Raw genomic sequence first — 26697 nt, forward strand, 5'->3', positions numbered from 1 at the left:
AATTCTGGCCTGGCTATGGGGTTTGCGCACTTTCAGCCCGGCGTGCCTGCCACAACAGGATCACGCTGAGCAGACAGGGCAGGAACATCGTAAAAATGATGAGCATGGTGAGCTCGCTGTCACTGGCCATGGCGTGCTCAAGAATGTGCAAGGCATGAAACAGCGCCAGCAACACGGCCACTGCCATTGCCGACCAGCGCGCCCATGCGGCACGGCTTGTCGACAGCGCTATGATCGGCAGCGCGCTGACGCAAAGCAGGCCGACCAGCATTGATACCGGAGGCACTGAGAGATCATTCGCCCCTTTTTCGACCCCGCGAATAACTTCCATAAGGATGAGTGCCAGAACGCCACCAGCCTGCATCAGCAAAAGCGCCAATGTGCCACCCAACTTCTTTTCTACCGTCATCTATCCCTCCTGTTTGGGCTGTTACCTGAAGCCGCCATCACAGACGCCAGCCCAGCGATATGCCGATCACGCTTCTGTCGGTGCTGGTGAAACTGGGCTGATCATTGAGCGTTGGCGTCCCTGTGGCCGGATCAACCGTTGAAACCAGAGGCCGGGTGAGTGCGCGTTCGTTGAACAGATTGTTGGCAAATATCGCGATCTCCCAATTGTCGCTGCGATAGCCGATGCGGCCATTGACCAGCATGATTGGATCACCCAGGTTTTCCGGGAGATTGGCAACTTCGGAGAATTGCTCGGTCGAGAAGGCACCGTTGGCATTGACGAAAAACCCGCTGTCACTGGTGTAGTTGAAACCGAAGGACAGATTAAACTCGGGCGCGCCGGGGAAGGAATTTCCAGCGAGATTGGCGAATTGTGGGAAGTCCGGGTTGAGCGGATTGCCGTCTGCATCCTGCGCGAACGGGAAGTCAACAAATTCCGTGCTCAGCAGGCCAACCGAAGCGAACACGTCAAACTCCGGCACAATCTCAATCAACAGATCGATCTCCGCACCATAAAGCTCGGACTGGCCGGCATTCAGCGTTTGTGCCGAAAAGGGCAGACCGCTCGGATCGGGAATGGAAACCTGCTGGTCATCCCATGTGGAATAAAAGAAGTTGGCATTAAGCGTGATGCGCTGGTCCCAGAATTGCGAGCGGAACGCTATCTCATAATTGGTGAGAAATTCCGGTCCGAATTCGAGCAGCGTCGGCGTTGCACCCGGTGGGGCAAAGAACACAGCGCCGCCAGCCCGATAGCCGCGCGCGACGGTCGCGGCAATCGAGACATCATCGCTGATATTATAGGTGATTGCAGCGCGCGGGAGGAAAGCCTCAAAGTTGGTTTCGAGTGGCGGTTCACTGGTGACTGGAATAATATTCACACAGGGCAGTCCGCCAATAAAGGGGACCACGGGCGAGACAGTGCAAGTCGGTGGGTCGACGGTTACTGACCCTTGCAACCCGATGGACGAGAATGTCTCCCAGTCATAGCGTGCGCCGATATTGATCGTCCATTTGTCGCTGATATCCCAGTTGATATCACCGAATATTGCGAAATTTTCCGTAGCGCTGCCCTGCAGAATCGCCAGATCGACTACTGAGTCAGGTGGGTCGACCGGTAGGCCAATCAATGAGAGTGGCGTTATAAATGATGTATCGCTGGTCGTGTTGGTGTCGAAATAATAGCCACCGATCCAGCCGGTGACATCACCATAGTTGAAATTGGCGCGCAGCTCGCCCGAATAGGTACGGTCGAAATTGTCGCCCGCGCCAGCAGGCGCAAAGTCGATGGTCCGATTGACATCCTCAACTGTCGCCAATGCGTTGATCGACCATGTATCGGAAATGTCATAGCTGAGGTCAGCGATGCCACGGATCACTTCATTGAATTCGAGGCGAGATGCAGCAGGAAAGGTCTCGCTGCCAAAAATGTCGAAATCGGCAAAAGCTGGATCATCGACTGGCACTGGGGACTGCAGAATATTGAACTGGCCGAAGCTGGTATCGGCATAGCTGGCGATCAGTTCGAGCCGCAGGCCTTCGGCGAATTCCGGTTCGAACAGCAGCTTGCCGCGCAAGGTCAGCGCCTCGATAAACTGCGCGCGTTGTCCGCTGGTCTGGTCAATGACGCCAAAATCATTCTCGCGATAATCCGCAGCAATGCGGAATGCGACCTGATCCGAGACGATAGGCCCGGTCACCATGCCCGAAATCTGATAAGTATCCTGTGTGCCAACGATACCGCGTACTCTGGCACCAAAATCATATTCGGGATCAGCGGTATTGATAACGACAGCACCGGACAGGGCATTGCGCCCTTGCACCGTCGATTGTGGTCCGCGCAATATCTCTACCTGCGCTACATCCCAAAGGTTGGATACACCCTGATTGGCGTTGAAGCTCGCTGGTGCTCCGTCAACATAAACCTGTGCTGTAGCTCCGGTGCCGGCATTGCCGACGCCACCAAGCTGGACGCCGCGAATGGACAATTGGTTGATAGCATCGCCGCCCAGGGTGGAGACATTGGCAGTACGCAACAAGGCATCACGCAGATCGAAAAGCGCCTGTTCCTCGATTGACTTTTCGGTGATGACGGCGACCGAGGCTTCGGTCTTCTGAATAGACTGGAAAGTTTTTGTGCCAGTTACGATCACCACATCATCGTCGTCTCTATCCCTGTCTTGAAGTGGTTCGGGTTCTTCGCTGTTGGTTTGCGCCAATGCCGTATCAAGTTCTTCAAGCGCGACCGCATCACTGGATGCAGTCTCAGCGTTCGCAGGTGACGCAGCGGCAATGATAGCAGCAATAGCCGTCCCACCCAGCCAGTGTGGCCGACTAGCCCACAAAGATTTGCTCACAATTTCCCCCTCGTAATCTCGTCTCGTAATCCAGTTCCCATATTCTGGATTCGCCTTTCACTAACGAGAATGAGTTGCATTAACAACTTATATTGAGATATTCTTGTCCTCCAGCGATGGCCAGACAGCAATTCCTAAAGTCCGAATATCTTGCAAAGCCTGTCATAAATTATTGATATAGAACAGAATATATAGATTTATCCGGGGATGCTTGACCTTACATGGAAAATATGAGAATAATTCGCATTAGCAATCACGCTCATGCAGATTTTGATCTATGGCACGCAATACTGAAGCCAATCGCAGCGAAATCATTGTGCGCCTGTTCCGCTGCTGGTCGGCGGCGCGCAGCATGGGCTGCAATCCTCTGCCGGAAATGCATAACGCCATTGCCTTTTTCAAACCGGCGCCGGAATTGGGCTCGGCCTGTGAAAGCCTGTTCTGCCTCACCGAGGCACTGCTTGGCCGCATCTTGGAGCCTGGCTATAGCTGCAGCCCCACTCTTTCGCGGGATGAGCGGGCGTTGTTGCTGTTGTTGCGCCTTACGCCTTCCGCCGGGCATATCCACACCAGCCGCGCCATTCCGCATGGACTGCCAACAGCATTACAATGTGCCGCTTGGTCAGTGCTGCGTGCACTGGGCGATGTGCTGTCTCCCGATCCTGAAAACGCCGAGCTTTATGTGAGCGCTGGCACCTGTCCTTTTGATACCGCGCTGCCCGCGCAGCCAGAGGTCTGCACATCACGACTTGCACGCGAAACAGGAAAAGTCATTCCGATAACCCGGCCGTCTGGCATGACTGCGGATCAAGCACGAAATGGATGACCCCGCTACACAGCCTGCAACAGGAGGCAGCGATGCTGCTTCTGGAAGAACTGCCATCATCGGCGCGCAGAAGAGTCAGACGCCACTCGTGCCGCTGATCATTATCCTGTCCGCCATTGCTATTTATCTGTGGCGTAGCGATTTTGCGCCACGTTGGCCGATGATTATCGGCGCAGTGCTGATATTGGTCCAGATGTTTATCCGCGGCCCCTTCGCCAAAAAGGCTGGCTCTGTCACGGTTAGCCGCGACTATGTTTACCGCCTTGATCTGATCATCATGTTCGGGGTGTTTGTCACCATGGTTCTGTTACCAACAGCAAGGCTCGTAACGCCCTGGCTTGATACCTTTGATTATCAGCTTGGATCAGCCAGCGCAGTGATGGGCGTGATTATCAGCATCTTTTCGCTCTGGCTGTTTTATCGCAGCCATGCAGATCTCGGCAAACAATGGTCGGCAACATTACAGATAGGCGAGGAACATCAGCTCGTCACCAATGGCGTCTATGCACGCATCCGCCACCCCATGTATAGCGCGCTCTGGCTCTATGCACTGGCACAGCCTCTCTTGTTCCAGAACTGGATCGCCGGGCCGCCCGTGATACTGGTCTGGGCCATGCTCTATTTTAGTCGGCTGCCGCGCGAAGAGCGAATGATGGAAGAGCAATTCGGCAAGGGTTACGATGATTATCGCAAACATGCAGGGGCCTTGTGGCCCAGAATGAGGTCTTGATTGTCGCAAAAAGGTGAGGGGGACGCTATGGGGTATGTGCTGGACAGAGGCGGGACACCACTCGATCATATAGCGATTGGCGTTCCTGATACCGAGCGTGGCGTCGAAGAGCTAGGCGAGGTCTTGGGCTATAAACCGGTCTTGACGAAGCCTGAGCCGGATCAGTTTTATTGGAGTGGATCGTTGCCTCTGGGCGCCGGTCGCTTTTTGGAGATACTTGGACCGAATCCGGAATACCGGAAATTCAATCCGTTTATCGAGATAGTGCGTCGGCTGGAGCAGCCACAGCCGCTTTTCTGGTATGTGGCAACTGATAATTTTGCGCGTTTTGAAGCTGCGGCCAAGGCAGCCGGCGCTCCGGTCGAGCGAGTACAGACCGTTTCCCACGAGGTCCATGGGACTATAACGGATTATACGCGCGGTATTATCGGTCCAGGCTTTTTAAGCGTTAGCCCGAATGTCATCGAATGGCGATCACGTTTCGCGGCGCTAACCGAAGGGGATGGCCCCGAGTTTGTTAGCCTTGAGCTGGCACACCCTGAGGCAGATCGGCTTAATAGTGCGTTTAAGGTGTTGGGGATCAATCAGCATGTAAGTAAAGGTCCGCACCGTATCGGCCTAAATCTCAATACACCAAAAGGACCGGTATCTTTCGCTGGGGACGGTCTGGAGTTGCGAGGGGTCACCGCCATGGCCCGCATGGCGGGCCTGTATTTTCGATGGCTTGCTAAACGTTGAGTGGTGGCAGACGACTTATAATCCTCTGATAATTAGCAAAGCCCTGTTCATCTATCGTAGTAGCCAGCTAGCCGCTTAATAGTCAGAAGTTGTAGTTCGATAAGGCACCTACTAGTTGATCACCCATAAGTCATTGAAAAGATGGTGGACGCACTAGGGTTCGAACCTAGGACCCGCTGATTAAGAGTCAGCTGCTCTACCAACTGAGCTATGCGTCCTTATCCACTTGGCGTTCCCGTTTCGGGGCTACCGATTCGTCGGGCAGAGCGGCGTAAATAGGCATTTTTGCGCCGATGAAAAGGGTTTTCTTTAATGGCGGCCCAAATTAGCTGAAAGTGCTGGTGCCCGGTCGCTGCCGGAGCTGGCGGTCTATGGCCATCAGCATGCCGATGCAGATCATCACCGTCATCATCGACGATCCGCCATGGCTGAGAAAGGGCAGGGGAATGCCGACCACCGGGGCCAGACCCATCACCATCATCATGTTGATCGCGGCATAGAGGAAGATGGTCATGGTGAGGCCGCCGGCGAGGAGCTTGGTGAAGCGGTTCGGCGCATTGAACGACAGCCGCCAGCCCCAGCGCAGCAGCAGGAAATAGGCGAAGATCACCGCCAGCCCGCCGATCAGGCCCCATTCCTCGGCCATGGTGGCGAAGACGAAATCGGTATGGCCCTCGGGCAGATAGTCGAGATGGCTTTGCGAACCCTGGAGGAAGCCCTTGCCGTCAATGCCGCCCGATCCGATGGCGATTTTCGACTGGGTGATGTGATAGCCCGAGCCCAGCGGGTCATTCTCCGGGTTGAGAAAAGTGCTTACCCGGCGCTGCTGATAGGGTTCGAGCAGGAACAGATAGGCCAGTGGAATGGCGACGGCAGCGGCGGCACTGGCACCGACGAACAGCCGCATCGGCAGGCCGGCGAGAAAAGCCACGGTGACCGCGCCGATACAGATGGTGAGGGTGGTGCCAAGATCAGGCTGGAGCAACACCAGTGCGGCGGGAAGCCCCATCATCACCAGTAGCGGCCAGATCGCGGCCCAGCCGCGGATCATGCCGCGCGGCAGGGTGGCGTAAAAGCGCGCCGTCACCAGCACAATCCCCGGTTTCATCAATTCGGACGGCTGGATGCGCATAAAGCCGAGCTCCAGCCAGCGCTGGCTGCCGCCCCTGACCTGGCCGAGAATTTCCACCCCCAACAGCATCAGCAGCAATATGACATAGACCGGCAGCGCGGAAAATCGGAACAGGCTTTCGGGCATATAGCTGATGACCAGCGCCATGATGAGAAACACGGTAAAGCGCGCGGCGTGAAGCCCGGCCCATGGACTGACAGAGCCGCCCGCAGCCGAATAGAGGATCGCGAAGCCAAAGCCGCTTAACACCACCAGCAACAGTATGATGCCCCAGGGCTGGGCCCGGATCGGCTGGGGAATGATCGAGATGTCCATGGCTATCCGGTCTCGTCGGTGCCATCGTCGCTATCGGCGGCGGTGCCCGCATTGCGTGCCTGAAAAGCGGCGAATTTGCGCGCTGCGCGCTGCTCGATGGTGCCGCCCCATTGCGCCTCCATCGCCTCGAGATCGGCCAGCGCGCGCTGGCGGTCATAGAGGAAGGTCATGACATCACGCGCCACCGGATAGGCGGCGCCCGAGCCGCCGCCGTGCTCGATGACCACCGAACAGGCGTAACGCGGATTGTCATAGGGGGCGAAACAGACGAACAGGCCATGGTCGCGGAACTTCCACGGCACGTTGCGACCGTCGCCGCGTGAGAGGCTGACCACCTGGGCGGTCCCGGTCTTGCCAGCCAGTTCGACATTCTCGACCGGCAGCCGCGCGCGCCGGGCCGTGCCGGCACCATGGACGACATTGCGCATGCCAGCGCGCACCACCTGCAGATGCTCCGGATCAACCTGCATCGCTGTTAGCGGCTTTCTGCGGCTGCTCACCAGCAGGTTCGGCACGAGCTTCTGGCCGCTGGCTATGCGTGCGGTCATCACCGCCAGTTGCAGGGGGTTGGTCAGCACATAGCCCTGACCGATCGAGGAATTGGCGGTGTCGGCACGGGTCCATTTCCGGTCATATTTGCGTTCAAGCCATACCGGGTCCGGCACGGTGCCGTAAAACTGGTTGGGCACGGGCAGGTCATATTCCTCGCCCAGGCCATGGTCGCGCATCATCGCCGCCACCCGGTCCATGCCGACGCGCTGGGCCATTTTGTAGAAATAGGTGTCGCAGCTCTGGGCAATGGCCTTGTCCATATTCACCGTGCCATGATTGCTGTGACAGCGGAAAAAACGGTTGCCGACGCGCGTGCCGCCACCGCAGGAAATGGTTTCCTCAGGATCAATTCCGGCTTGCAGAAAGGCGAGGCAATTCATCGGCTTGATGGTGGAGCCGGGCGGATAGAGGCCGAGCAACGACTTGTTGCGCAGCGGCACATGGTCGTCCTCGCGCAGCATGGCATATTCGTCGAAGCCGATACCGTCGGAAAAGCTGTTCGGATCGAAGCTCGGCATTGAAGCCAGGCACAATATATCGCCATTGCGGCAATCCATGACGATGACCGAGCCGGACTCTTCGCCCAGCCTCCGTGCGGCATAATGCTGCAGGTCGGAATCGATGGTCAGCTTGACCGGATCACCGGGCACGTCGTCGCGCTTGTCGAGATCGCGGACAACCCGTCCGCGGGCTGTGACTTCGACCCGGCGGGCACCCGGCTCACCGCGCAGCTCCTGCTCGAACTGCTTTTCCAGCCCGTCCTTGCCGATCTTGAAGCCCGGTGTGATCAGCAGCGGATTGGGTTCGGCATCATATTCTTCGGCGCTGGCGGTACCGACATAGCCGACCAGATGGCCGACTGCGGCGCCGATGGGATATTGCCTGCTAAAGCCCTGAATCGGGGCGACGCCGGGCAGATCGGGCAGGCGGACGCTGACTGCGGCATAATCCTCCCAGCGCAGGCCCGAGGCGATTTCTACCGGCTGGAAACCGCGCGCCTGTTTCAGCTCGCTGCGGATGCGCGCCAGTTCACCATCGGGCAGGTTCAGCAGCAGCGCCAGTTCGTCCAATGTCCGGTCCTGATCGAGCAGCCGGTCGGGAATGACATCGACGCGAAAGTCGGCGCGGTTGCTGGCAATCGGCTTGCCGTTGCGATCAATAATCCAGCCACGGCGCGGCGGCACCAGCGTCAGATTGACACGGTTGCTCTCCGATAGCGTCTGGTAACGCTCATTCTCCGCCACCGCGATATAGGCCATGCGTCCGGCAAGCAGCAGGCCGATGGCACCCTGGGCACCACCGATCAGCAGCGAGCGGCGGTTAAAGGTGATATTTTGCGATGCCGCCGAGATGATTCTGGGCGCATTGTTTTTGGACAGGCCGCCCCCAAAGCGTTTCATACACGCTGCCTCCAGCCGTCAATCCGGGCGGTGAGGCGCACAATGAGCGGAAAAAGGATCATGGACAGCAAAATCTGTGGCAACAGGAAAACCGGCGCGATCGGGGCGCCGTTGACCATATTGATAACATAGCCCACGGCAATGGCGAAGAGGATCAACAGGTTGGCGATAATCCATTCCTGCCAGAAGCCGCGAAGCAGGAAGCGCTGATCGGCCAGATCAAGCAACACCATAGTCACCGACCAGATAAAGATAGCAGAGCCGAATGGCTGGCCGCTGAACAGATCATCGGCGAGACCCAGCGGCGCACCGATCCATATCGGCCACAGGCCGGGGCGCAGCATCCGCCATGCGATCAGCAGCATAAAGCCGAACGGCGGCATCACCGGCATGGTGGCGATCAACGGCAGCAGCATCGGCAGCGCGCTGGAAATAATCACCGACAGCAGCGGATAGAGCCGGAGCTTCAGGCCCGATTTCTGGCGGTTGATCCGGGGTTCATAGCGCCGCGCCATTATTCGCTCTGGCCGACGCCATCGGCGACGGGATTTTGGGGGCTGCCATTGCCGGAGGTGGTTTCTTCTGCATCGTCATTATCGGCAGAGGCAGGGGTTTCACCGCCATCGGCATCGACAATATCGGGCAGATAGACCCGCTGCACCATGACGAAGTCGGCGGCTGCCGGATCGCTGAGCAGGGTCGCCAGCGCGCCGTCACTGGTGGTCTTGCGGATCACCGCCACCGGGATATTGGGGCGATAAAGGCCGCCACTGCCCGAAGTTACCAATATGTCACCCTGTTCGAATGGATTGACCCCGACATTGATCAGTCGGATGGCGATATCGCCATTGCCCAGCCCCTCGGTAAAGGCGACGACGCCATCGCTGGCACGTTTTACCGGCACCACATTGCGCGGGTCTGTGAGCAGGAGCACCCGCGCTGTATTGGGGGTGGTCTCGATCACCCGGCCGATGAGACCTTTGGGTGAGCGCACCGGCTGGCCGCGTTCGACGCCCTGACGTGATCCGGCGCCCATGGTGGCATAGCGCCGACTGCTTGTGGCCGAGGAACTGATCAGTCGTGCCAGTGTCACCGGTTCGGGTTCGGATTCGAGCAGGTCGAGCAGCCTGCGCAGCCGCTGGTTCTCCTGTTTCAGTGCGCGTGCCTCGACCAGCTGGTTGCGCGTGTCTTCAAGCTCGCGTTGCAGCGCGGCATTTTTCGATCCGGCATCGAAATAGGCGGCGATTTCCTGCCAGCTATTGCGGCTGCCCGAGCTGGCACTGGCCAGGGTTCCGGAGACGGGTGCCGTGGCTTCGGACGCGGCGCCGCGCAACACCGAGAAACCGGTTGGATCGACATAGGACAGGACCAGCAGGAATAGCCCGGTAAAGCCGCCTAAAATGGCGAGCACATAGCCGGTAAAGGCACGGTAATGGGCCTTGCGGTTAAAGCCGAGACGCCGTTTGTCGGGCGTCGCCATTCTGTTCTCCTTTCCGGACTCAATAGCCTTGTCGAGCAAACGCCTGTCACCGGCGTTTGTGCCAATCCCCTAGTGCATGGGCCGCTATGTTACGCGGTCTGCAATATGCCGCGATAAACCGGGTCTTCCATTGCCCGCCCGGTGCCCAGCGCAACACAGCTCAGCGGGTCGTCGGCGACGATCACCGGCAGGCCGGTTTCATCGCGCATATGCGCGTCCAGACCCTCGACCATGGCGCCGCCGCCAGTGAGCACAATGCCCTGATCGACAATATCGGCAGCGAGTTCTGGCGCCGTATTTTCCAGTGCGATGCGAACGCCCTCGACGATGGTGCTGATCGGTTCGGCCATGGCCTCGGCAATCTGTGCCTGGTTGATCGAGATTTCCTTGGGCACGCCATTGACCAGGTCGCGGCCCTTGATCTGAATGGTGTGACCAACGCCATCGGCAGGCGGACGGGCGACACCGAAATCCTTCTTGATGCGCTCGGCGGTGGCTTCACCGATCAGCAGATTGTGGTGGCGGCGGACATAGGAGACCAGGGCCTCGTCCATCTTGTCACCGCCGGTGCGCACTGATGTGGTGTAGGCAAGGCCACGCAGCGACAGCACCGCAACCTCGGTTGTGCCGCCACCAATATCGACCACCATAGATCCAATCGGCTCGGTCACCGGCATACCCGCGCCGATTGCCGCCGCCATAGGCTCGACAATCAGATAGACTTGGCTGGCGCCGGCATTGGAGGCTGCATCGCGAATCGCGCGACGCTCGACCGAAGTCGCGCCCGAAGGCACGCAGATCACGATTTCGGGCGGGTTGAACATGCTTTTCTTGCCGTTCACCTTGGTGATGAAATATTTGAGCATATGTTCGGCGACTTCGATATCGGCAATCACGCCGTCGCGCAGCGGCCGTATAGCCTCGATGCTGTCCGGGGTCTTGCCCATCATCATCTTGGCGTCGTCGCCCACGGCCTTGGGCTTGATCACACCGTTGATGGTTTCCATCGCCACCACTGACGGCTCGTTGAGGACGATGCCCTGTCCCTCGACATAAACAAGGGTGTTGGCGGTTCCGAGATCAATGGCGATATTTTGCGAACCGAATTTGAAAAGGCTGGATAAAAACGACATGGGATAGACATTTCCGTAAACAAGAATCGGATGAAAGGGCTGGCACAGCAAGGGTAGGAATCCCGCAGGACAAAACCCTTGCCGTGTGACATATTTGCCCCATAGACGGATTGCGCCCCAATGCCAAAGAAAAGCGGTGGACGAAAGGCTTTTCACCACTCGTCAGAGGCGATTCGTCCTTTTACACTTGCCAATATGCCTATTCGCAAACTTCCCGATGCGCTGATCAACCGTATTGCTGCCGGCGAGGTGGTTGAGCGGCCTGCCAGCGCGCTCAAGGAAATCATCGAAAACGCGGTTGATTCCGGCGCGAAGAACATCGCGATTCGTCTTTCGGGTGGCGGGCTGGAGAGCTTCGCCGTGCGTGATGATGGCTGCGGTATGACGCGCGAGGAAATGGTGCTGGCGCTGGAGCGCCATGCCACTTCCAAATTACCCGATGATGCGATCGAGCAGGTGACGACACTCGGCTTTCGCGGCGAGGCGCTGCCCTCCATCGCCAGCGTTGCCAAAATGCAGCTGACCAGCCGCACTTCGCAAGGCGATGGCTGGACGATTGCCATCGACCATGGCCAGAAGATTGCCGATGGCCCGGCGGCGGCGATGAAGGGTACCGAGATTGTCGTCTCCGATATGTTCGCCAAGGTGCCGGCGCGGCGCAAATTCCTGCGTACGCCGCGCAGCGAATATGCCGCGTGCAGCGATGTTGTGAAGCGGCTTGCCATGGCACGGCCCGATATCGGTTTCCGCCTCGAACATGAGGGCCGCACCGCGATCAATGTCCAGCTGGATCAGGACAAGCTGGCAAGGGTCGCGGCGCTCACCGCGCGGGGGCTGGCGGAGAACAGCATTGCCATCCATCTCGAGCGCGAGGGCGTGACGCTGACCGGGGTGGCTGGACTGCCGACTTTCAACCGCGGTGTCGCCGATCACCAGTTCCTGTTCGTCAATGACCGCCCGGTCAAGGACCGGATGCTCACCGGTGCGGTGCGTGCCGCCTATGCCGAAATGCTGGCACGTGACCGGCATCCGGTGGTGGCGCTTTATCTCTCCGTTCCGGCGAGCGAGGTCGATGTCAATGTGCATCCGGCCAAGACCGAGGTGCGCTTTCGCCAGGCGGCGATGATCCGCGGCATGATCGTATCCGGTTTGCGCCGGGCATTGGATGAAAACGGTTTCCGTGCAGTCCAGCGCCCTGCGGAAAGTGCGCTGGAGCGATGGCAGAGCGAGCCTGTCACGCCTGATCCGTCATTCTTCTCCTCTGCGCCTTCTGGACAGACGACCGGGGGGTGGGAAGGTTCCGCAGGCGCGGTGCAAATGGAAAGACACCATCCCAACCCGTCCTCTGAGGAGGAGGGGCCAGGCTATGGCGCCGTTTGCGAGAACCCGGACAGCTATGTCTATGCCGAGCCGCTGGGCCGTGCCGAACCGTCCACCGCGCCCGTCCCGCAGGCGATTGAACACCCGCTCGGTGTCGCGCGCGGGCAGGTGGACAAGACCTATATCGTCGCCGAGGCCGAGGACGGGCTGGTGATTGTCGATCAGCATGCGGCGCATGAGCGGCTGGTGCTGGAGCGGATGCGTGCGGCGAAACAGGGCACAACCATCCCGTCTCAGGGTCTGTTGGTGCCGGAGATTGTCGAGCTGGAAGAAACAGCCTGTGACCGGCTTGAGGCGCGGATAGAGGATATGGCGGCGCTGGGACTGGAAGCAGAGCGTTTCGGTCCGACCGCGATGGCGGTGCGCGCGGTTCCGGCGATGCTGAAAAAGGTTGATATTGCCCGGCTGATGCAGGACCTTGCCGATGAGTTGGCTGGTCTGGGCGATATGCTCAGCCTCAACGAGCGGATCGAGCACGTCGCCGCGACAATGGCCTGCCATGGATCGGTGCGGGCCGGACGGGTGCTGAATGTCGCAGAAATGAATGCGCTCTTGCGCGAGATGGAGCAGACCCCACATTCAGGGCAGTGCAATCATGGCCGGCCGACATGGGTCAAGCTGGCGCATGATGATATCGAGAAATTGTTCGGGAGGAAATGACGATGCGGACTATGGCGATCACTCTGGTGTTGGGCGGTGCCCTGCTGGTTGGTGCCTGCGCCAAGCAGGAGCCGATTACCGAGGAGGAATTGCAGCGTCTGCCCGATCTGCCAAGCCCCACCACCGATGAGCCCGATACCGCGCCGGTGGAGGACGAACAGGCCGCCGCCGAGACCGAACAGTCCGAAGGCGATGGCCCGGCCTTGCAGGCGATTGCGCTGGGTGAAGCCGATGATGCCGTCGAAGCGGGCCTTGGCTGTGCCTATATCAACTCTGACAACGAGACGCTGTTCCTGGCCTCGGCACCTACGGAGACCGACAGCGCCGCCAGCGCTGCCGTCAAGCTCAACGATACAATCGTGGCACTGACCGCCGAAACACTGGGCGGCTATGGGGCGCTGCAACAGGGCGGTGTCTATGCCAGCGAGGCGCTCAGCGTCACCATTGAGCGCGCCAGCAGCGAAGGCGAGACCGTGGGCATCGAGACAATGGAATGGCCCGCCTCGCTCAGCGTATCGCAGGATGAGGGTGGCACAACCGTCTATGAAGGCGGCCGCTATAGCTGTGGCGCTTAGGCGCGGACCCTAATCCTCATCGCTGATCGGCGCCTCGGGATCGCGTACCGCGATCAGCCCGATGGATTTCATCCGCATCACCGGTTCGTCATTCTGGTTGAACACCGTCAGTTCGCCTTGCATGCTGCCCATTTCCGGGCGGCTGCGCGAGCGTCGTTTGGAAAGGGTCGTGCTCTCACAGCGCAGCATATCACCGGGATAGACCGGTTTGAGCCAGCGAATCTCGTCGACGCCGGGTGAGCCGAGCCCCGCCTGGCGGTTGACCTTCATATTTTCCACCATCATTCGCATCGCCATCGCGCATGTATGCCAGCCACTGGCCGATATCCGGCCGAAATGGGTCTTGGCCGCCGCCTCGTCATCGAGATGAAAGGGCTGAGGATCATATTTCTGCGCAAATTCGAGGACTTCTTCGCGGGTGACCCGGTAATGGCCAAAACTGTGGCTTGCGCCGACTTCTATGTCTTCGAAATGGATCATTGGCGGTTACTGCTCCATCATCATGCAAATAATGTTGGGGGGCGGCGAAGCTAAAAACGCTCGCCCCGGATTACCTCGACATCCCACATCGACAGAAGGAAGCCATATTTGGTCAGCATCGGGGCAATGGCCTCGGCAAGCGCCATCGCCCTGTCTTCCGCAGCTATTGTCAGAACGAAAACCTTGTCGGTGCCCATGACCCGCTCCTCACGCCAATGGCCATCGCGCCCTTTGCCTTCGGTTACCGGGACAATAGTCCAGCCTGTGATCCCCGCCGCGTCAATGGCATCGGTGACGCGCTTCTGCAGTGCCTTGTCGGCGAGGATTTCAATCCGTTTGCGGATAACCGTTTCGATCATGGTCCGACAACTCCTGCGCCGCTGCTGAGATAGGCAGCAAATGCACTGATGACACCGATATTGATAAGTACGTTGAAGGGGAAGGTGATGCTCAGGGACATGGTCAGATAGATGCCGGGATCGGCCTCTGGCAGGGCGAGACGCATGGCGGCGGGCACCGCGATATAGCTGGCGCTGGCGCAAAGAACGCCAAGTGCCGCCGCCGACCCTGTATCGAGACCGACACCGACACCAAGCGCAGTCCCGACCAGCCCGTTCACAATCGGCAGGAAGATCGCAATAGCGGTGAGACGCCAGGTGATGGCCCGGGAATCCATGATTCTGCGCGCCGCGATCAGGCCCATATCGAGCAGGAACAGGCACAATACGCCTTTGAAGCCGACTTCGAAAAACGGTTTGACCGCAGCAAAGCCGCTCTCGCCCGAAACCAGACCGATGGCAAAGGCACCGAGCAGCAGGACGATGGAGGAATTGGTGAGCACCTCATGCAGCATCTCGCCGGTGCTTTGTGCGCCGCCATCCTTGCTGCCCAGGCCGCGCGCCAGCAGCAGCCCGCTCAATATCGCCGGGGCTTCCATCGTCGCCATCACGGCGACCATATAGCCACCCGGCTCGCGTGCCTGTCCGGTGAGGATTTCCACTGCAGTGACAAAGGTCACCACGCTGATCGATCCATAATGCGCTGCGACTGCGCCCGAATTAATCCGGTCGAGCCTGCCGAAAGTCTTCAGCACCGCATAGGCGAAGAAGGGCAGCAGGAACCCGGCGGCTATGCCTGCGCCCAGCGCCGAGAGCACCGTTGCATCGAACCCCGATTTTGAAACCGCGACACCGCCTTTAATGCCGATAGCCGCCATCAGATAAAGCGACATCGCTTTGGCAATCGCTTCGGGAATGGCAAGATCAGAGCGCGCAAAGGCGGCCAGCAGTCCGAGCACGAAGAACAGGACAACCGGGGATGTGAAAGTCTGGATAGCGGTATCGAACATCACGCGACCGGGTAGCGACCCGGCTGTTGCATGTAAAGCGCGAGGCCGAGCGATTTCAATGGCTGTGCGATATGATCGCGTATTCACAGAATAGAGCGATATTGCCAGGTTATTCCGGCGCATTTCTTCATTGATTATAATATGAAATCTGTGTGATGATATTATAGTAAATTTTGCTGTTATAGGGGGCAAAATGAGTTTTCATCAAGATAAACAGGCGATAATCCCAAGATCGTTTGAATCTTCATCTAGGGAAATTCCACTAAGTCTTGAGCAACAGCTCGTCGATGCTGTTGAACGTGGACAAAAATTCAATCCTGACCATGAGTATCTGAGTTCATATCCTGATGATTACATCCGAGCGGATTTCATACGAAATTTGCTCCTCAACTTGGCAAAACAGCCTGGGCGCCCAAGTTTGGAGGATGTTGTACTCACACCATTTGGTATTCATATTGGGGCAGCAAAGAAAATATCCGATGGCACCTGCATACCGCATGCCGACCCGACCAACTCTACTGAATGGTTGGCGGCGCCACGCGTCCCGATCAAAGGCTGCCTCGACCTGGCGCATCTGACTGCCGATGACGGAGCGCCGCTTCCGCCTCTTTTGCTGGAGTGGTGTGATTTCGAGCAGATCATTACGATGCGTGAGGCAAGGCTAAGTTCGGTCTCCTTCTATGGTTCGCGCTTTCCAGGCGTCTGCGTGCGCGACGCACACATTTCCGGTGAACTCAATCTTAGTTTTTGCGGGCCGCCGCCCCATAAGATTGGCGGGCTGGAACAGTTGGAATATTTCCCATTTTCGGGACAGATTTTCGAGTTTTGTATAGACGAGAAAGAAAACAAGCGAATTGAAGATGAAGGAAAGTCGGATAAATCCACTGTCCCTGACTATTATATGTTCAAGGCGTTGGGTTCTTCTAACGAAAAGCAGAACGACCCATTGCCCCTGCCGCATATTCTACCAGAAAAATGTCAGATAAGCCCTTGTATATTAGACGCGCGAGCAGCAACGGTTCTGGGTTCGATCCATATACAAAATTCCAATTTCTGCCGGAATCATGTCGAGAAGAACCCGTTTTCTCCGAGTGAGGGGAATATCAACTATGCGATAGAATTGTCCCACGCACAGGTTCGGGATAGTATCGATTTTTCGCTGTCGGTTGTTCTCGGAGGAATCAATTTATCGTCAGCGGATATTGATGATGATATCTGGTTCAAATCCTCCCGAATATTTTGTGGCGGTGAGGATGCGGAATTTTCTTCAGATACCAGTGATAATGAGGTCGACCTCGGTCCCGCAATCAGGCTGCAACTCACAAAAATCGGTGGGCTGCTTGGAATTCGTAAAAATGAGAGTGGTGCAAAGCGCGAAGGCTTTGATCATACGCTTATCCGTGGCCCCATTCTCGGAATAGGAATACAGGCACGGGAAATTTGGGTGGCTCGCGCTGTGCTTTGTCGAACATCGCGAGACGCGACTGCAATTTGGTGTCCAAAAGCAAATATAGAACAGAGCATTACCATTGGCGGGTATACAACTGAAGAATCCCATAACAGGGTTTTGGCCAACGGCGTTATCAGTTTTGAAAACGCATCGATAGGCAAGAATGTTGAGTTCCATCATGTCAGCTATGAACCAGCCAATCGCATCAGTCGTAGAGGTACGGACAAGCGCGGCGAATCGTTATTTTGCCCATGGTTTCTCAATCATGTTACACCGGACAATCGCGATCTGCAGGCGACGGAAGGGGATTGCACCGCCCGCACTTTGAAAGATCTCGATGAAAAGTTGGTGGATCGGAAAAAACAGTACGCAGACGGCAAGGCACATCTTTACGGACTCGGGTTAACCGTTAGGGCGAAGGGCTTAAAGACCGGTCGTCGCTTTTACATTAGCTATTGTCATTTTGCAGCCTTGAACCTGCAGGCGGACAGGCCTCGAAAGCGTGCTGCCATCGACCTCTGGAAGTCAAGCCTGCACACCGGCTTCCGTATTGGTGAGCATAGCTATCTGGATGGCGCGCTGATGCTGAATCGCTCAGAAATCAGCCGTGAGGTTTCAATAAAGTGCCGGCGGATCGAGACAGTTCGTCTAGCCAAAAACCCTTATTTGATATGCACCGCGATCGATCTGAGTGGTGCACAGATCGATGGCGATATCAAGATCGGGACAAAATCCTCACGCTGGTCCTCTACAGACTTCAACTCAACCGTTAAAGGCGCAGTCATAATGGGGGGGATGAAAGTAAGCGGAGATCTACGCCTCAGCGGAATTGAGATCGACCTGGGTGCGTTTCAACGTCGAAGCAATAAAAAAGTTAGCCAGTCGGTAGAAAGCCTTCCTTCCACAGATCAACTCAATTCTGATAACGGAGCGATATTGCAAGGAGTCAGGATTGGTGAATCGGAACCCAAATTTGATCCTGCCGTTCTCGAGCTTGCTTCATGCAATATTCAGGGCGTGTTGCTGATCGACATCAAGCGCTGGACATTTCCCGCGAGTGATCAACCAAATACAAGCGAGGCTTATATTTGGTCTGAAATGCACCGCAATTTACAATTGGGCCGGCCTGTCAGTCACGCTGAACTCTCCTTTTACAAAAAAACCAAAATTGGCAAAATTGGCAAGGAAGATGATCCTATAAAATACGTAGAATATGATGAAAAATTTTATCCAATAACAGGAAAGTCTGCTCTCATTCATTCATTGAATGAACAAGCGGGTAACCTGGATCTGAATACTGACAAAAAACGACGCGACTATTTATCCTTTTTTTGTGGCATTGTTGAGGGGCAGGGCGGACCTTTCTATATTGTGGACTGCATCGATAAAGGCATTTTTGATGGCAAGAACCGCCCCAAGAAGCTGGAGTTGAAGCATGAGGAAATGCCGCCTGATATTCTGGAGAAGCTGAAACATGATACGGGCAAGCATCTCGATATCGACCGTTTGGCCTATATATTGGCATTCAAGCTCGGTGCGGGCGAGGCGGTCGCATTGGGAGATGGACTACTGAATGAATTGGAGGCGAAAGCATATTATGACGAGCTGCGGCCAATCGAGGAAAAAGCTGACGCAGCGTCGGGATATGAAAATGGTCCAGACGATCAAGACACCACCACCGATGAAATTACCATCTCTTCAGATAATCAAGGCACAAATTCCGACGAAGTATCAGATAGCTTAAATGGGTGGAAATACACAGGCATAGTTCATTATGCAGACGCTCTGTTTCTTGCTAATTTCCACCTTTATCCGGACGGAAAGATCGAGATGGTCGAAGATTCCGCGATTGCAGCGGGCCTTGATGAGGTCAAAAATACCAAAAAGATATTCGGATTCAGGGAAGCGCGAGTTCATCATGCGAGTTACGTAAATAGCTATACGGACAGTAGCCTGACCGTTCCGAAACTCCGCCAGCAAATATCGACATTGGTTGATACTTATTCAACATTGATTTCCGGGATCCGTGATAAAATCCCGAGCGAGAAAGATAAGGCGGCACGAAAGTATTTACAGGAAAGGGAGCGCGTAGTTACTGCTAATCTAGACCTTTTTAAAAATTCAAAGTTTGGAACTATATCTACTGAGATAAATATATATATCAGGGCTAAGGAATATATATGTGGCATTTTTCACAGTTGCCGGAATGCGGTATCAAAGAGATATGAGTATTTGATTGCCACTATTATTCCCAACCGCGGTGATGCAGATTATCTGGTGGATTTATCCAGCATGTCCTGTGCTTACCTGAAGGACAATAATGGACTAGGTTGGCGGTTTCAGCCCGGCTTGCGTCTGAAGGCGGCTGGCTTGTCCTGTGGCCGCGTCGAGGCAACTGGAGAAAACCCTGGGAGCAATTCCTTGAGTGCGAGCTTCATATGGGAAAATGCAGGAGACAACGGTAGTAACACTGATCGGTACGGAACGAGTAATGGCACCAGTTTGGGCGGTGCTGGAAAAAAACGTCGAGAATGGTTGGCCTATCAATATAGCCCCAAACCCGTTTTAAGGGAAAAATCGTTTTCCCGATTCATCAACCCGATAGCCCGTATGACCCATGTCAGCCGTGACCAATTCGTCCCCTATGCCTATAATATGTTTGCAGCGGCACACCAGCGCGCAGGGGAAAATGAAGAAGCCCAGGAGTTGTTGCTGGAACGGAAAAATATTGAGAACACTTTGGCGTTTAAAGACTTTTCAGCCAAACGCTCCCCATGGTTGAGGACAATGCTGACGCGAATATTCCTTAGGCCCGTCAAGGAAGAGCAAGGTTTTTCGATCATACGGACGGAATGGTTTGGCGTCCGTTTCCCTTTTCTCAGCCTGGCCTCGCTGTTCTGGTTGGCGATATCATCATTTGCTTTCTATGCGATAGGGTGGCGTCAATTCGGAGTTGAATGGCTTAACCGTTATACTCCCTGGGAACTTGCCGCTTCGAATTGGCAGATAATGATCTTCACCTTGCTCGGCCTGATTCTGATCTATCATTTCTTTGCCGTTTTCTTTGGCGTCGGAGCCTATATATTCCGTTATGGATTCCGATATGCCTTGTCACCCTCTCGTGGTTTGGCCACTTTCGGCTTTTTCCTCTTGATAGGGGCTTTTTGTGTTCATGGTTTGCGCACTGGAGATTTCTGGTCCTATGACACGGATTGGCAGGCACTGACGCACGAGGTCTCCGGCCAGAACGGTATGACAAGGCTCGACCAAGATGTTGTTCTGGTATTGGACGTTCACTACGAACCCCAAATTGGTGATGATACCGGTATAAATGATGACGTGCGACAAATTGGCGCCGCGGGTATTGCTGCTGCGTCACCGTGCAACCTTGGCGTTAACAGCCTTTTGTACGCGGCCGATGTGTTTATCCCTTTACTTGATCTGGATCAACGGAAGAGATGTCGTATCAGGGACGTAGAAGACAGCGATCAGCCAGACCCCTATCTGCATTGGCGATTCTTCAAAGCGCTGTATGAGTTAATGGGCTGGGTCATCACATCACTTCTGATTCTGACATTCTCAGGGGTGATGCAGAGAGATCTGCAGAAGCACTGAAGCGAAAGTCGTCAAACCATCTTCATTGTGCATAAATGTGCGCTGCTTTTGCCGCCCAGCGCGATGTAATCATCATAGGCACCGGGCCCCGGCGCGGATGAAGTCGCACCGAGGTCGCCTGCAATCCGGGCTTAAAGGCCGTCGACGCTCTTGCTGACAAGCACATTGACCGCAACGCGGCGATTTTGCGCCTTGCCTTCGATGGTGTCGTTGCTTGCTGCCGGATCGGCTTCGGCCATGCCAGTCGGTGTCAGCATGCGATAGGGCTTCCAGCCACAGGCCTGCTGCAGATAGTTGACGACACGGCTGGCGCGCTTTTCGCTGAGCTGCTGGTTGAATTCCTGGCTTCCGGTTGAATCGGTATAGCCGACAACCAGCATCAGGGCGTTATCGGTTGCCTCGGCTTCGCTGGCGGTGGCGCACAGCTCGGCCTTGTCCTGCGCGGACAGCACGGCCCTGCCGGTATCGAAATAGACATTTGTCGTCCGCTTGATGTTGTATTTGTCGATATCGCCGACCCGACCGCGCAGGGCTTCGGTGGCCGCTGCATTCTGGTCGATGGCGGCGCCCTGTTGCGCAAATTGCTGTTCGGTGCCGCTGCGTATCATTGATGCCGTCTTCAGATCCTTGTTGCGGAACCTGATGCGGCTGGCGACGAGGCCACCGCCCCATTCCACGGTCCTGACTGTCACCGGCAGGCCGTTGAGCAGCGAATCCGCGGCAAGCTTGTCGCGACCAAGGCCCAGGAAACCGCCCGTGCCGCGAATTTCGGTTCCGTCGCTGATGCGGATCTGCTCGTCCGCGCCATCTTCTCTTGTTACCAGCAGCATGTCGCCATTTCGTGCCGAAATAAGGCCTTCGATTTCGGGCCCTTCAGTCAGTTCGCTGAGGTCGGCAGGCGGTGTACCGAATACCGTGGTTTGAGATGCGCTCCCCGGCATGTCCTGCTGCTGTGCGGACAGGGCATGGGGCGCTGCCATGGCAAGCGCTGTGACCAGCAACAGACCTGCCGGCCGTTTGGAGATGACACTCATTATACTGCTCCTTCAAACTGTTCGGGCCAGTCGCGCCAAGGCACGTCCGGCAGCTCAGTCCCCTGCATTTTTATGGAAAATTGTGCGATTATTATCGCGCTCGCACCCCACTGGACACCCAATGTTACGGTGACGCTTTCTCGCAGGTGAATGGCTGTTGCAGAATCGCCAGCAGCCCGGATGGTTTGAGAGCAGTGTGCGGCGAACCGTTTCCGGCTCGGTCAAAGCCTTCTTGCAGGCAAGCCGTCAGACATTGAACTTGAACAGCATGACATCGCCGTCCTGCACCACATAGTCCTTGCCTTCCTGGCGCAGCTTGCCCGCTTCACGCGCTCCGCTTTCGCCGCCCAGTGCGACATAATCGTCATAGGCGATGGTCTCGGCGCGGATGAAACCACGTTCGAAGTCGCTGTGTATCTCGCCTGCAGCCTGCGGCGCTTTGGCGTCACGTTCGACGGTCCATGCCCGCGCCTCATTCGGCCCGGCAGTGAAGAAGGTTTGCAGGTTCAACAGGTCATAGCCGGCGCGGATGACGCGGGTGAGGCCGGTCTCGCTGAGCCCCATTTCCTCGAGGAACATCTGCTTTTCCTCGGCCTCCATGGCGACCAGTTCGGACTCGATGGCAGCCGATACGACCACCGCTTCGGCGCCCTCGGACTTCGCTTTCTCAAATACTGTGGCGCTGTAATCATTGCCGTTGGCGGCGCTGTCTTCATCGACATTGCAGACATAGAGCACCGGCTTGGATGTCAGCAGTTGCGCCTGTGCCAGATGCTTCTCCTCCTCGGCATCGGCGGGTTCGGTCAGGCGCGCCGGTTTGCCCTCGCGCAGCAGGTCGAGCGCTTTGGCCAGCACCGAGGCGGCGATCTTCGCCTCCTTGTCCTGGCCGGTGGCGCGCTTCTGCAGATTGGGGACGCGCTTTTCCAGGCTCTCCAGATCGGCGAGCAGCAATTCGGTCTCCACCACTTCGGCATCGGAGATCGGGTCGACGCGGTTGTCGACATGCTGGATATCGTCATCGTCGAAACAGCGCAGCACATGGACGATGGCGTCAACTTCGCGTATGTTGGCGAGGAACTGGTTGCCCAGACCTTCCCCCTTGCTTGCCCCCTTTACCAGCCCGGCAATGTCGACAAAGGTCAGCTGGGTCGCGATGACCTTCTTGCTCTCGGCAATCGCCGCAATCTTGTCGAGCCGGTCATCGGGTACCGCGACGACGCCCTCATTCGGCTCGATAGTGCAAAAGGGATAGTTGGCCGCCTGTGCCGCTTGTGTTTCGGTCAGTGCATTGAACAGCGTCGACTTGCCGACATTCGGCAGGCCGACAATACCGCATTTGAAACCCATATTCGCAATCCTTCAATCTGGCTTACTGGCCGAGAGCAACAGCCCGATAGCCAACCAGATACCGATTGGGAAGCTCATTCCTGCGCCCGCCCATGGAACGGGAAACCAGCCAAATGCCGGTGCGATGGTAGCAACGGCAAGATATGCGGTTAGGGCAAGCCCTTCGCTGCGGCCAGATTGACGCGCCAGCAGCGCCGGGAACAGGGCGCCGGCAGCCAATAGCAGGATCAGCAGAAAACCGAGCAGGGACGACGTCTCAAAAGCCATTTCGATAATCAGCTCGACATGGGGAATTGGCGGCAGCGGCGTGTTGCGCCATATCGCGACCAGCGCTGTGCCGATAGAAATTGCGGCGATCAGCAGCGCCTTTGTGTTCCTCTCATGCAATGCCACTACGCCCATTGCGGCGGCGAATGCGAATGCCTGGGAGGGGTCGGGCTGTATGGCGAGAATGATGGCCAGGACCACAGCGATGGCAGGGTAGATACGCCCTCTGAAACCGGATTGTGCCATCGCAACCACTATCCATGGCAGTGTCAGCATCGCGGCATTCAGACGGACCGAACCAATGGCGAGCCAGCGTGTAACGTCATCCTGACCGGACTGGAAAAGGGTCAGCGTCAATGCTGCGCCGCCAATACAGGTTAGGACTGTCAAGCCTCGCTCCGCAAGTCGCGTACAGGCGCAAGCGATCGCCAGAACCGCCCCGATGGCCCATGCCAGTGCGGTGCCCAGCGATGCCGAGGTCAGTACATTTCCGGATATCATCAGATAGGCACCAATGCCGACGCATAGTCCCGATATCAGGCCGAATAATGACAGGCTTCTGCCGCGATAAGAGTGGGTCAGGCTCTGGTTCATGCTCCCATGATAGGCTTGCCAGTGCGTTTTATCGATTTGCGCCCTGTGCTTTTTCACCCGCTTTCAGCATGTAATTGGCGACCGCGGTTGAAGAGCCGTCGCCGGTCAGCGCCACAGTGACAATCATCCTGCGATTGACATCATAGCCGATCCACGCGCTGACGCCCGGCGCGCCGCCATAATGGCCGAGCATGATCAGGCGCCCGACAGCTGCCGGTGCGTCGACCAGCATCGCACCCAGACCGTAATAGGTGGTGACATCGAACATCGGCAGCAGTTCGGCGAACATTTGCTGGCGGGTTTCCGCGCTGACCAGCCGGTCGTTGAGCAATGCGGCCCAGAAGCGCGCCATGTCGCCGGCGCTGGCGGCAACCGGGCCAGCGGTGCCGGGGCCGGTAATGTCGAGAACCGGCTCCTCACCATCAGTCGCCAACGGCACAATGCGATCCAGATTGGCGGGCGAGACGATCACCGTCTGCGCCAGGCCCAGACGGTCGATGATCCGCGTCTGCACCACATCGGCAAAGGGCCGGTTTTCGACCGCTTCGACAATGCGACCGAGCAGCGTGTAGCCCGAATTGGAATAGCGCCAATACTGGCCGGGGCAGAACATCGCACCACGGTCTTTCAGGATATCGTCATGCTGTCTCGCAGTCAGCGAGCGTTGTCCGTTCGCGCGCCATTCCGGATCTTCATTGGCGCTAAACAGACCGCTGGTATGCTGCAGCAAGTCGCGGACGGTGATATGCTCGGCATTGGGCAGGTCGGGCTGCCATTTTGCCAGCCGGTCATCGAGCGACAGGCGCTTTTCCTCGACCAGTTGCAGCGCCACAACAGCGGTAAAAGTCTTGGTCGCGCTGGCCCAGTAGAACAGTCTTTCCGGTGTCTCGCTGCTCTTCTGCCACAAGCGGCCATCGGGCCAGGCCAGTGCCACGGTCATCGCCTTGGCCTTGGCATTTCGCTGCGCTTCGCCAAAGGCGCGGTCCAGCGCTGCTGCATCGGCGGTGGGCAATGCTGTCCCGCCCAATGGTGCGAAATCGGCGCGGGACTCGATTGTGCGGAAATAGGGTTTGCGGCCGTTATAGGCCTTGCGCTCCTTGCATTTTACGGGACGGTAAAGCGGAGTCTCAGCCGTAGCGTCGACACGCGATTGCGATGCGGTCTGTGCCAGCGCCGGGGATGTGCCGACGGCTGCAAGGACAGCAAAGGCCAGCATGCCCTTGAGCAGGGCCGGTATTCTTTGGTGCTGCATGAATGCTTATGCCTTGTTGTGTACTGCGTTGATCCACGGGCCAAAGGGTGTCTGGCCCAGCCACTTCACCTGGGTTTCTGCCGAGACCGAGTTGATTGCCATTTGCGGCTTGTTGCCGGGATGGACGGCGCGACGGACCGGTCGCTCCGCAGCGGGCATGGCAACAATTTCTGCCATGGCGTGCGGTATATCCATCGGGTCGGCGTTGCGGCCCGATCCATCCTCGGTGCCCATGCGCGCCACCAGCGCCGGATAGCCGGCCTTGCGCTCCTCTGAAATGCGGTCACGCAACGCCTTGGTATAGACGTTGCGTTTCTTCCAGATATCGGTGGGGTATCCGCCCGGCTGAATCACCGTGACGCCGATATTGTGTGGCACCAGCTCATAAGCCATTTGCTCGGCCATGGCCTCGACCGCGAATTTGGTCGGTGAATAATGGCCGGCACCGGGCACGATCACGCGGCCAAGCTGGGATGAGACGGCAAAGATATGCCCCGATTTTTGTGTCCGCATGCCTGGCAGTACCGCGCGCACCAGCCGGTGATAGCCATAGACATTGGTATCGAAGATCAGCTTGGTGGCTTCCATGTCCTGCAATTCAATCGGCCCGGTAATCCCGATACCGGCATTGTTGACCAATATGTCGATCGGCCCGCCGGTGAGGCGTTCGGCCTCGGCGACGCCGTTTTTGACCTGCTCATCGGAAAGGACATCGATCTCGATTATGTCCAGTTTCCACCCCTGTTTCTTCGCCTCGGCGGCAAGGCTGGCGGCTTCCTCGCGCGGCAGGTTGCGCATGGTGGCGATGACATGGGCCCCCAGTCCGGCAAAGTGCATCGCGCTCAGCCGTCCGAAGCCTGAGGAACAGCCGGTGATCAGTACCGATTTGCCTGCCATTGATGTGCCGCTGCCCGCGTCTTCTCCGGTCAGCGTTGCCGTTGCGCCGGAGGCGGTGAGCGCTATCGCACCGCCGGCAATGGCGGTTCCTGCGAGCATGTCGCGGCGACTGATATCGGCCATAAGGATTCTCCTTTATGCTATGTGGTGGTGACGTCTATGGTTCGCCCTGGCGGCGGAAGGGAGGCGACAAGGATGGTGGCGGTAGCCGCCAGCTATAGCTATAAATATAACTGGCGGAGATGGGCTGGCGCTGTTCGTCGAGCGCCGGTTTGAAACGGGCGCGCTTGCGCAGCAAACGGCATGTCGCCATGTCGAGTCGGCTGTCGCCCGAGCTCTTGATGATGTCACACCCTGTGACCTTGCCGTCGTCCGACACGAACAGCTCAGCCTCTATATCGCCCTCATTGCCATCAAGCGCGGCCTTCATCGGATAATCGGTGGTGGTGATCCACAATTCGGGCGCGATCAGCGGAACCGGCTCCCGACGCCGGTTCGGCACCTTTTGCGGCAGGGCCATGCGCGCCGGAGCGGCAGCAGATGCGGGGAGTGGTGACGGTGTGCCGGGTTCATCTTGCGCATAGGCCTGTTGCACGGCGCCAGCTGCAAGAAGCAGCAATATCGATTGACCAAAGGCCATGTCCGCTCTCCCCGGATCAGGCTAAGCTTTTCTTGTGAACGGGGC

General features: G+C 57.1%; 22 protein-coding genes and 1 tRNA gene. 6 read left to right on the forward strand and 17 right to left on the reverse strand.

From position 1 onward, the window contains the following. Positions 1–13: 13 nt before the first annotated feature. Positions 14–409, reverse strand: a complete 396-nt coding sequence (locus AAFX04_03905; protein ID MEO1044564.1) for a hypothetical protein — start codon at positions 407–409, stop codon at positions 14–16. A 37-nt stretch (positions 410–446) separates the two neighbouring features. Further along, positions 447–2807, reverse strand: a complete 2361-nt coding sequence (locus AAFX04_03910; protein ID MEO1044565.1) for a TonB-dependent receptor — start codon at positions 2805–2807, stop codon at positions 447–449. Positions 2808–3084: 277 nt separating this feature from the next. Between AAFX04_03910 and AAFX04_03915 the strand changes: the two genes are divergently transcribed. Genes AAFX04_03915 through AAFX04_03925 form a run of 3 tightly spaced genes read left to right on the forward strand, consistent with a single transcriptional unit; the run spans position 3085 to position 5101 of the window. Beyond that, a complete protein-coding gene (locus tag AAFX04_03915) occupies positions 3085–3633 on the forward strand; it encodes a hypothetical protein (GenBank protein ID MEO1044566.1) in 549 nt (182 codons plus the stop codon). After that, positions 3626–4363, forward strand: a complete 738-nt coding sequence (locus AAFX04_03920) for a protein-S-isoprenylcysteine O-methyltransferase (protein ID MEO1044567.1) — start codon at positions 3626–3628, stop codon at positions 4361–4363. The genes AAFX04_03915 and AAFX04_03920 overlap by 8 nt, the downstream gene beginning before the upstream one ends. 27 nt (positions 4364–4390) lie before the next feature. Further along, positions 4391–5101 carry a VOC family protein gene (locus AAFX04_03925; protein MEO1044568.1) on the forward strand — a complete coding sequence of 237 codons (711 nt, stop codon included), beginning with the start codon at positions 4391–4393 and terminating at the stop codon, positions 5099–5101. Between the two features lie 142 nt (positions 5102–5243). Here AAFX04_03925 and AAFX04_03930 read toward each other — a convergent pair. From AAFX04_03930 to AAFX04_03955, 6 genes are all read right to left on the reverse strand, one after another. Beyond that, positions 5244–5319 (reverse strand) — tRNA-Lys (locus AAFX04_03930). A 107-nt stretch (positions 5320–5426) separates the two neighbouring features. Then, the gene (rodA, locus tag AAFX04_03935) at positions 5427–6548 is read right to left on the reverse strand and encodes a rod shape-determining protein RodA (protein ID MEO1044569.1); all 1122 of its coding nucleotides are present in this window, start codon (positions 6546–6548) and stop codon (positions 5427–5429) included. 2 nt (positions 6549–6550) lie between these two features. Continuing rightward, positions 6551–8500, reverse strand: a complete 1950-nt coding sequence (gene mrdA / locus AAFX04_03940) for a penicillin-binding protein 2 (protein MEO1044570.1) — start codon at positions 8498–8500, stop codon at positions 6551–6553. After that, positions 8497–9015, reverse strand: coding sequence for a rod shape-determining protein MreD (gene mreD, locus AAFX04_03945; GenBank protein ID MEO1044571.1), 519 nt, complete (start codon positions 9013–9015; stop codon positions 8497–8499). Before mreD ends, mrdA begins: the two co-directional genes overlap by 4 nt. Continuing rightward, positions 9015–9980 carry a rod shape-determining protein MreC gene (mreC, locus tag AAFX04_03950; protein ID MEO1044572.1) on the reverse strand — a complete coding sequence of 322 codons (966 nt, stop codon included), beginning with the start codon at positions 9978–9980 and terminating at the stop codon, positions 9015–9017. The genes mreD and mreC overlap by 1 nt, the downstream gene beginning before the upstream one ends. Positions 9981–10069: 89 nt before the next feature. Then, complete coding sequence (locus tag AAFX04_03955) at positions 10070–11113, reverse strand: rod shape-determining protein (protein MEO1044573.1); 1044 nt, start codon at positions 11111–11113, stop codon at positions 10070–10072. 195 nt (positions 11114–11308) lie between these two features. Between AAFX04_03955 and mutL the strand changes: the two genes are divergently transcribed. After that, positions 11309–13153, forward strand: a complete 1845-nt coding sequence (mutL, locus tag AAFX04_03960; GenBank protein MEO1044574.1) for a DNA mismatch repair endonuclease MutL — start codon at positions 11309–11311, stop codon at positions 13151–13153. Further along, positions 13150–13728, forward strand: coding sequence for a hypothetical protein (locus AAFX04_03965; protein ID MEO1044575.1), 579 nt, complete (start codon positions 13150–13152; stop codon positions 13726–13728). The genes mutL and AAFX04_03965 overlap by 4 nt, the downstream gene beginning before the upstream one ends. 9 nt (positions 13729–13737) lie before the next feature. Here the strand turns inward: AAFX04_03965 and AAFX04_03970 are convergent, their stop codons facing one another. From AAFX04_03970 to AAFX04_03980, 3 genes are read right to left on the reverse strand one after another with little or no spacing between them, the layout of a single operon-like run. After that, entirely contained in the window at positions 13738–14208 is a 471-nt protein-coding gene (locus AAFX04_03970) for a MaoC family dehydratase (GenBank protein MEO1044576.1), read from the reverse strand. Between the two features lie 50 nt (positions 14209–14258). Beyond that, positions 14259–14567, reverse strand: a complete 309-nt coding sequence (locus tag AAFX04_03975) for a transcriptional regulator (GenBank protein ID MEO1044577.1) — start codon at positions 14565–14567, stop codon at positions 14259–14261. Next, positions 14564–15556 carry a sodium-dependent bicarbonate transport family permease gene (locus AAFX04_03980; protein ID MEO1044578.1) on the reverse strand — a complete coding sequence of 331 codons (993 nt, stop codon included), beginning with the start codon at positions 15554–15556 and terminating at the stop codon, positions 14564–14566. The genes AAFX04_03975 and AAFX04_03980 overlap by 4 nt, the downstream gene beginning before the upstream one ends. A gap of 193 nt (positions 15557–15749) precedes the next feature. Between AAFX04_03980 and AAFX04_03985 the strand changes: the two genes are divergently transcribed. Further along, positions 15750–20621, forward strand: coding sequence for an ABC transporter permease (locus AAFX04_03985; protein ID MEO1044579.1), 4872 nt, complete (start codon positions 15750–15752; stop codon positions 20619–20621). A gap of 131 nt (positions 20622–20752) precedes the next feature. Here AAFX04_03985 and AAFX04_03990 read toward each other — a convergent pair whose 3' ends face one another. The 6 genes from AAFX04_03990 to AAFX04_04015 all read right to left on the reverse strand — a co-directional run bounded on the left by AAFX04_03990 (position 20753) and on the right by AAFX04_04015 (position 26652). Continuing rightward, on the reverse strand, positions 20753–21655 hold the full coding sequence (locus AAFX04_03990; protein ID MEO1044580.1) for an OmpA family protein: 903 nt from the start codon (positions 21653–21655) through the stop codon (positions 20753–20755). 246 nt (positions 21656–21901) lie between these two features. Then, positions 21902–23002 (reverse strand): redox-regulated ATPase YchF, encoded by a 1101-nt coding sequence (ychF, locus tag AAFX04_03995; GenBank protein ID MEO1044581.1) that lies wholly within the window; start codon positions 23000–23002, stop codon positions 21902–21904. A gap of 12 nt (positions 23003–23014) precedes the next feature. Beyond that, positions 23015–23863 carry a hypothetical protein gene (locus tag AAFX04_04000; protein ID MEO1044582.1) on the reverse strand — a complete coding sequence of 283 codons (849 nt, stop codon included), beginning with the start codon at positions 23861–23863 and terminating at the stop codon, positions 23015–23017. 28 nt (positions 23864–23891) lie between these two features. Next, positions 23892–25115 carry a serine hydrolase domain-containing protein gene (locus AAFX04_04005; protein ID MEO1044583.1) on the reverse strand — a complete coding sequence of 408 codons (1224 nt, stop codon included), beginning with the start codon at positions 25113–25115 and terminating at the stop codon, positions 23892–23894. A 6-nt stretch (positions 25116–25121) separates the two neighbouring features. Then, positions 25122–26135: an SDR family NAD(P)-dependent oxidoreductase gene (locus tag AAFX04_04010; GenBank protein ID MEO1044584.1), complete on the reverse strand. Its 1014-nt coding sequence runs from the start codon at positions 26133–26135 to the stop codon at positions 25122–25124. A gap of 34 nt (positions 26136–26169) precedes the next feature. After that, entirely contained in the window at positions 26170–26652 is a 483-nt protein-coding gene (locus AAFX04_04015) for an energy transducer TonB (protein ID MEO1044585.1), read from the reverse strand. Positions 26653–26697: the final 45 nt, after the last annotated feature.

The sequence above is a fragment of the Pseudomonadota bacterium genome (genome assembly GCA_039818985.1).
Classification (GTDB): Bacteria; Pseudomonadota; Alphaproteobacteria; order Sphingomonadales; family Sphingomonadaceae; genus Alterisphingorhabdus.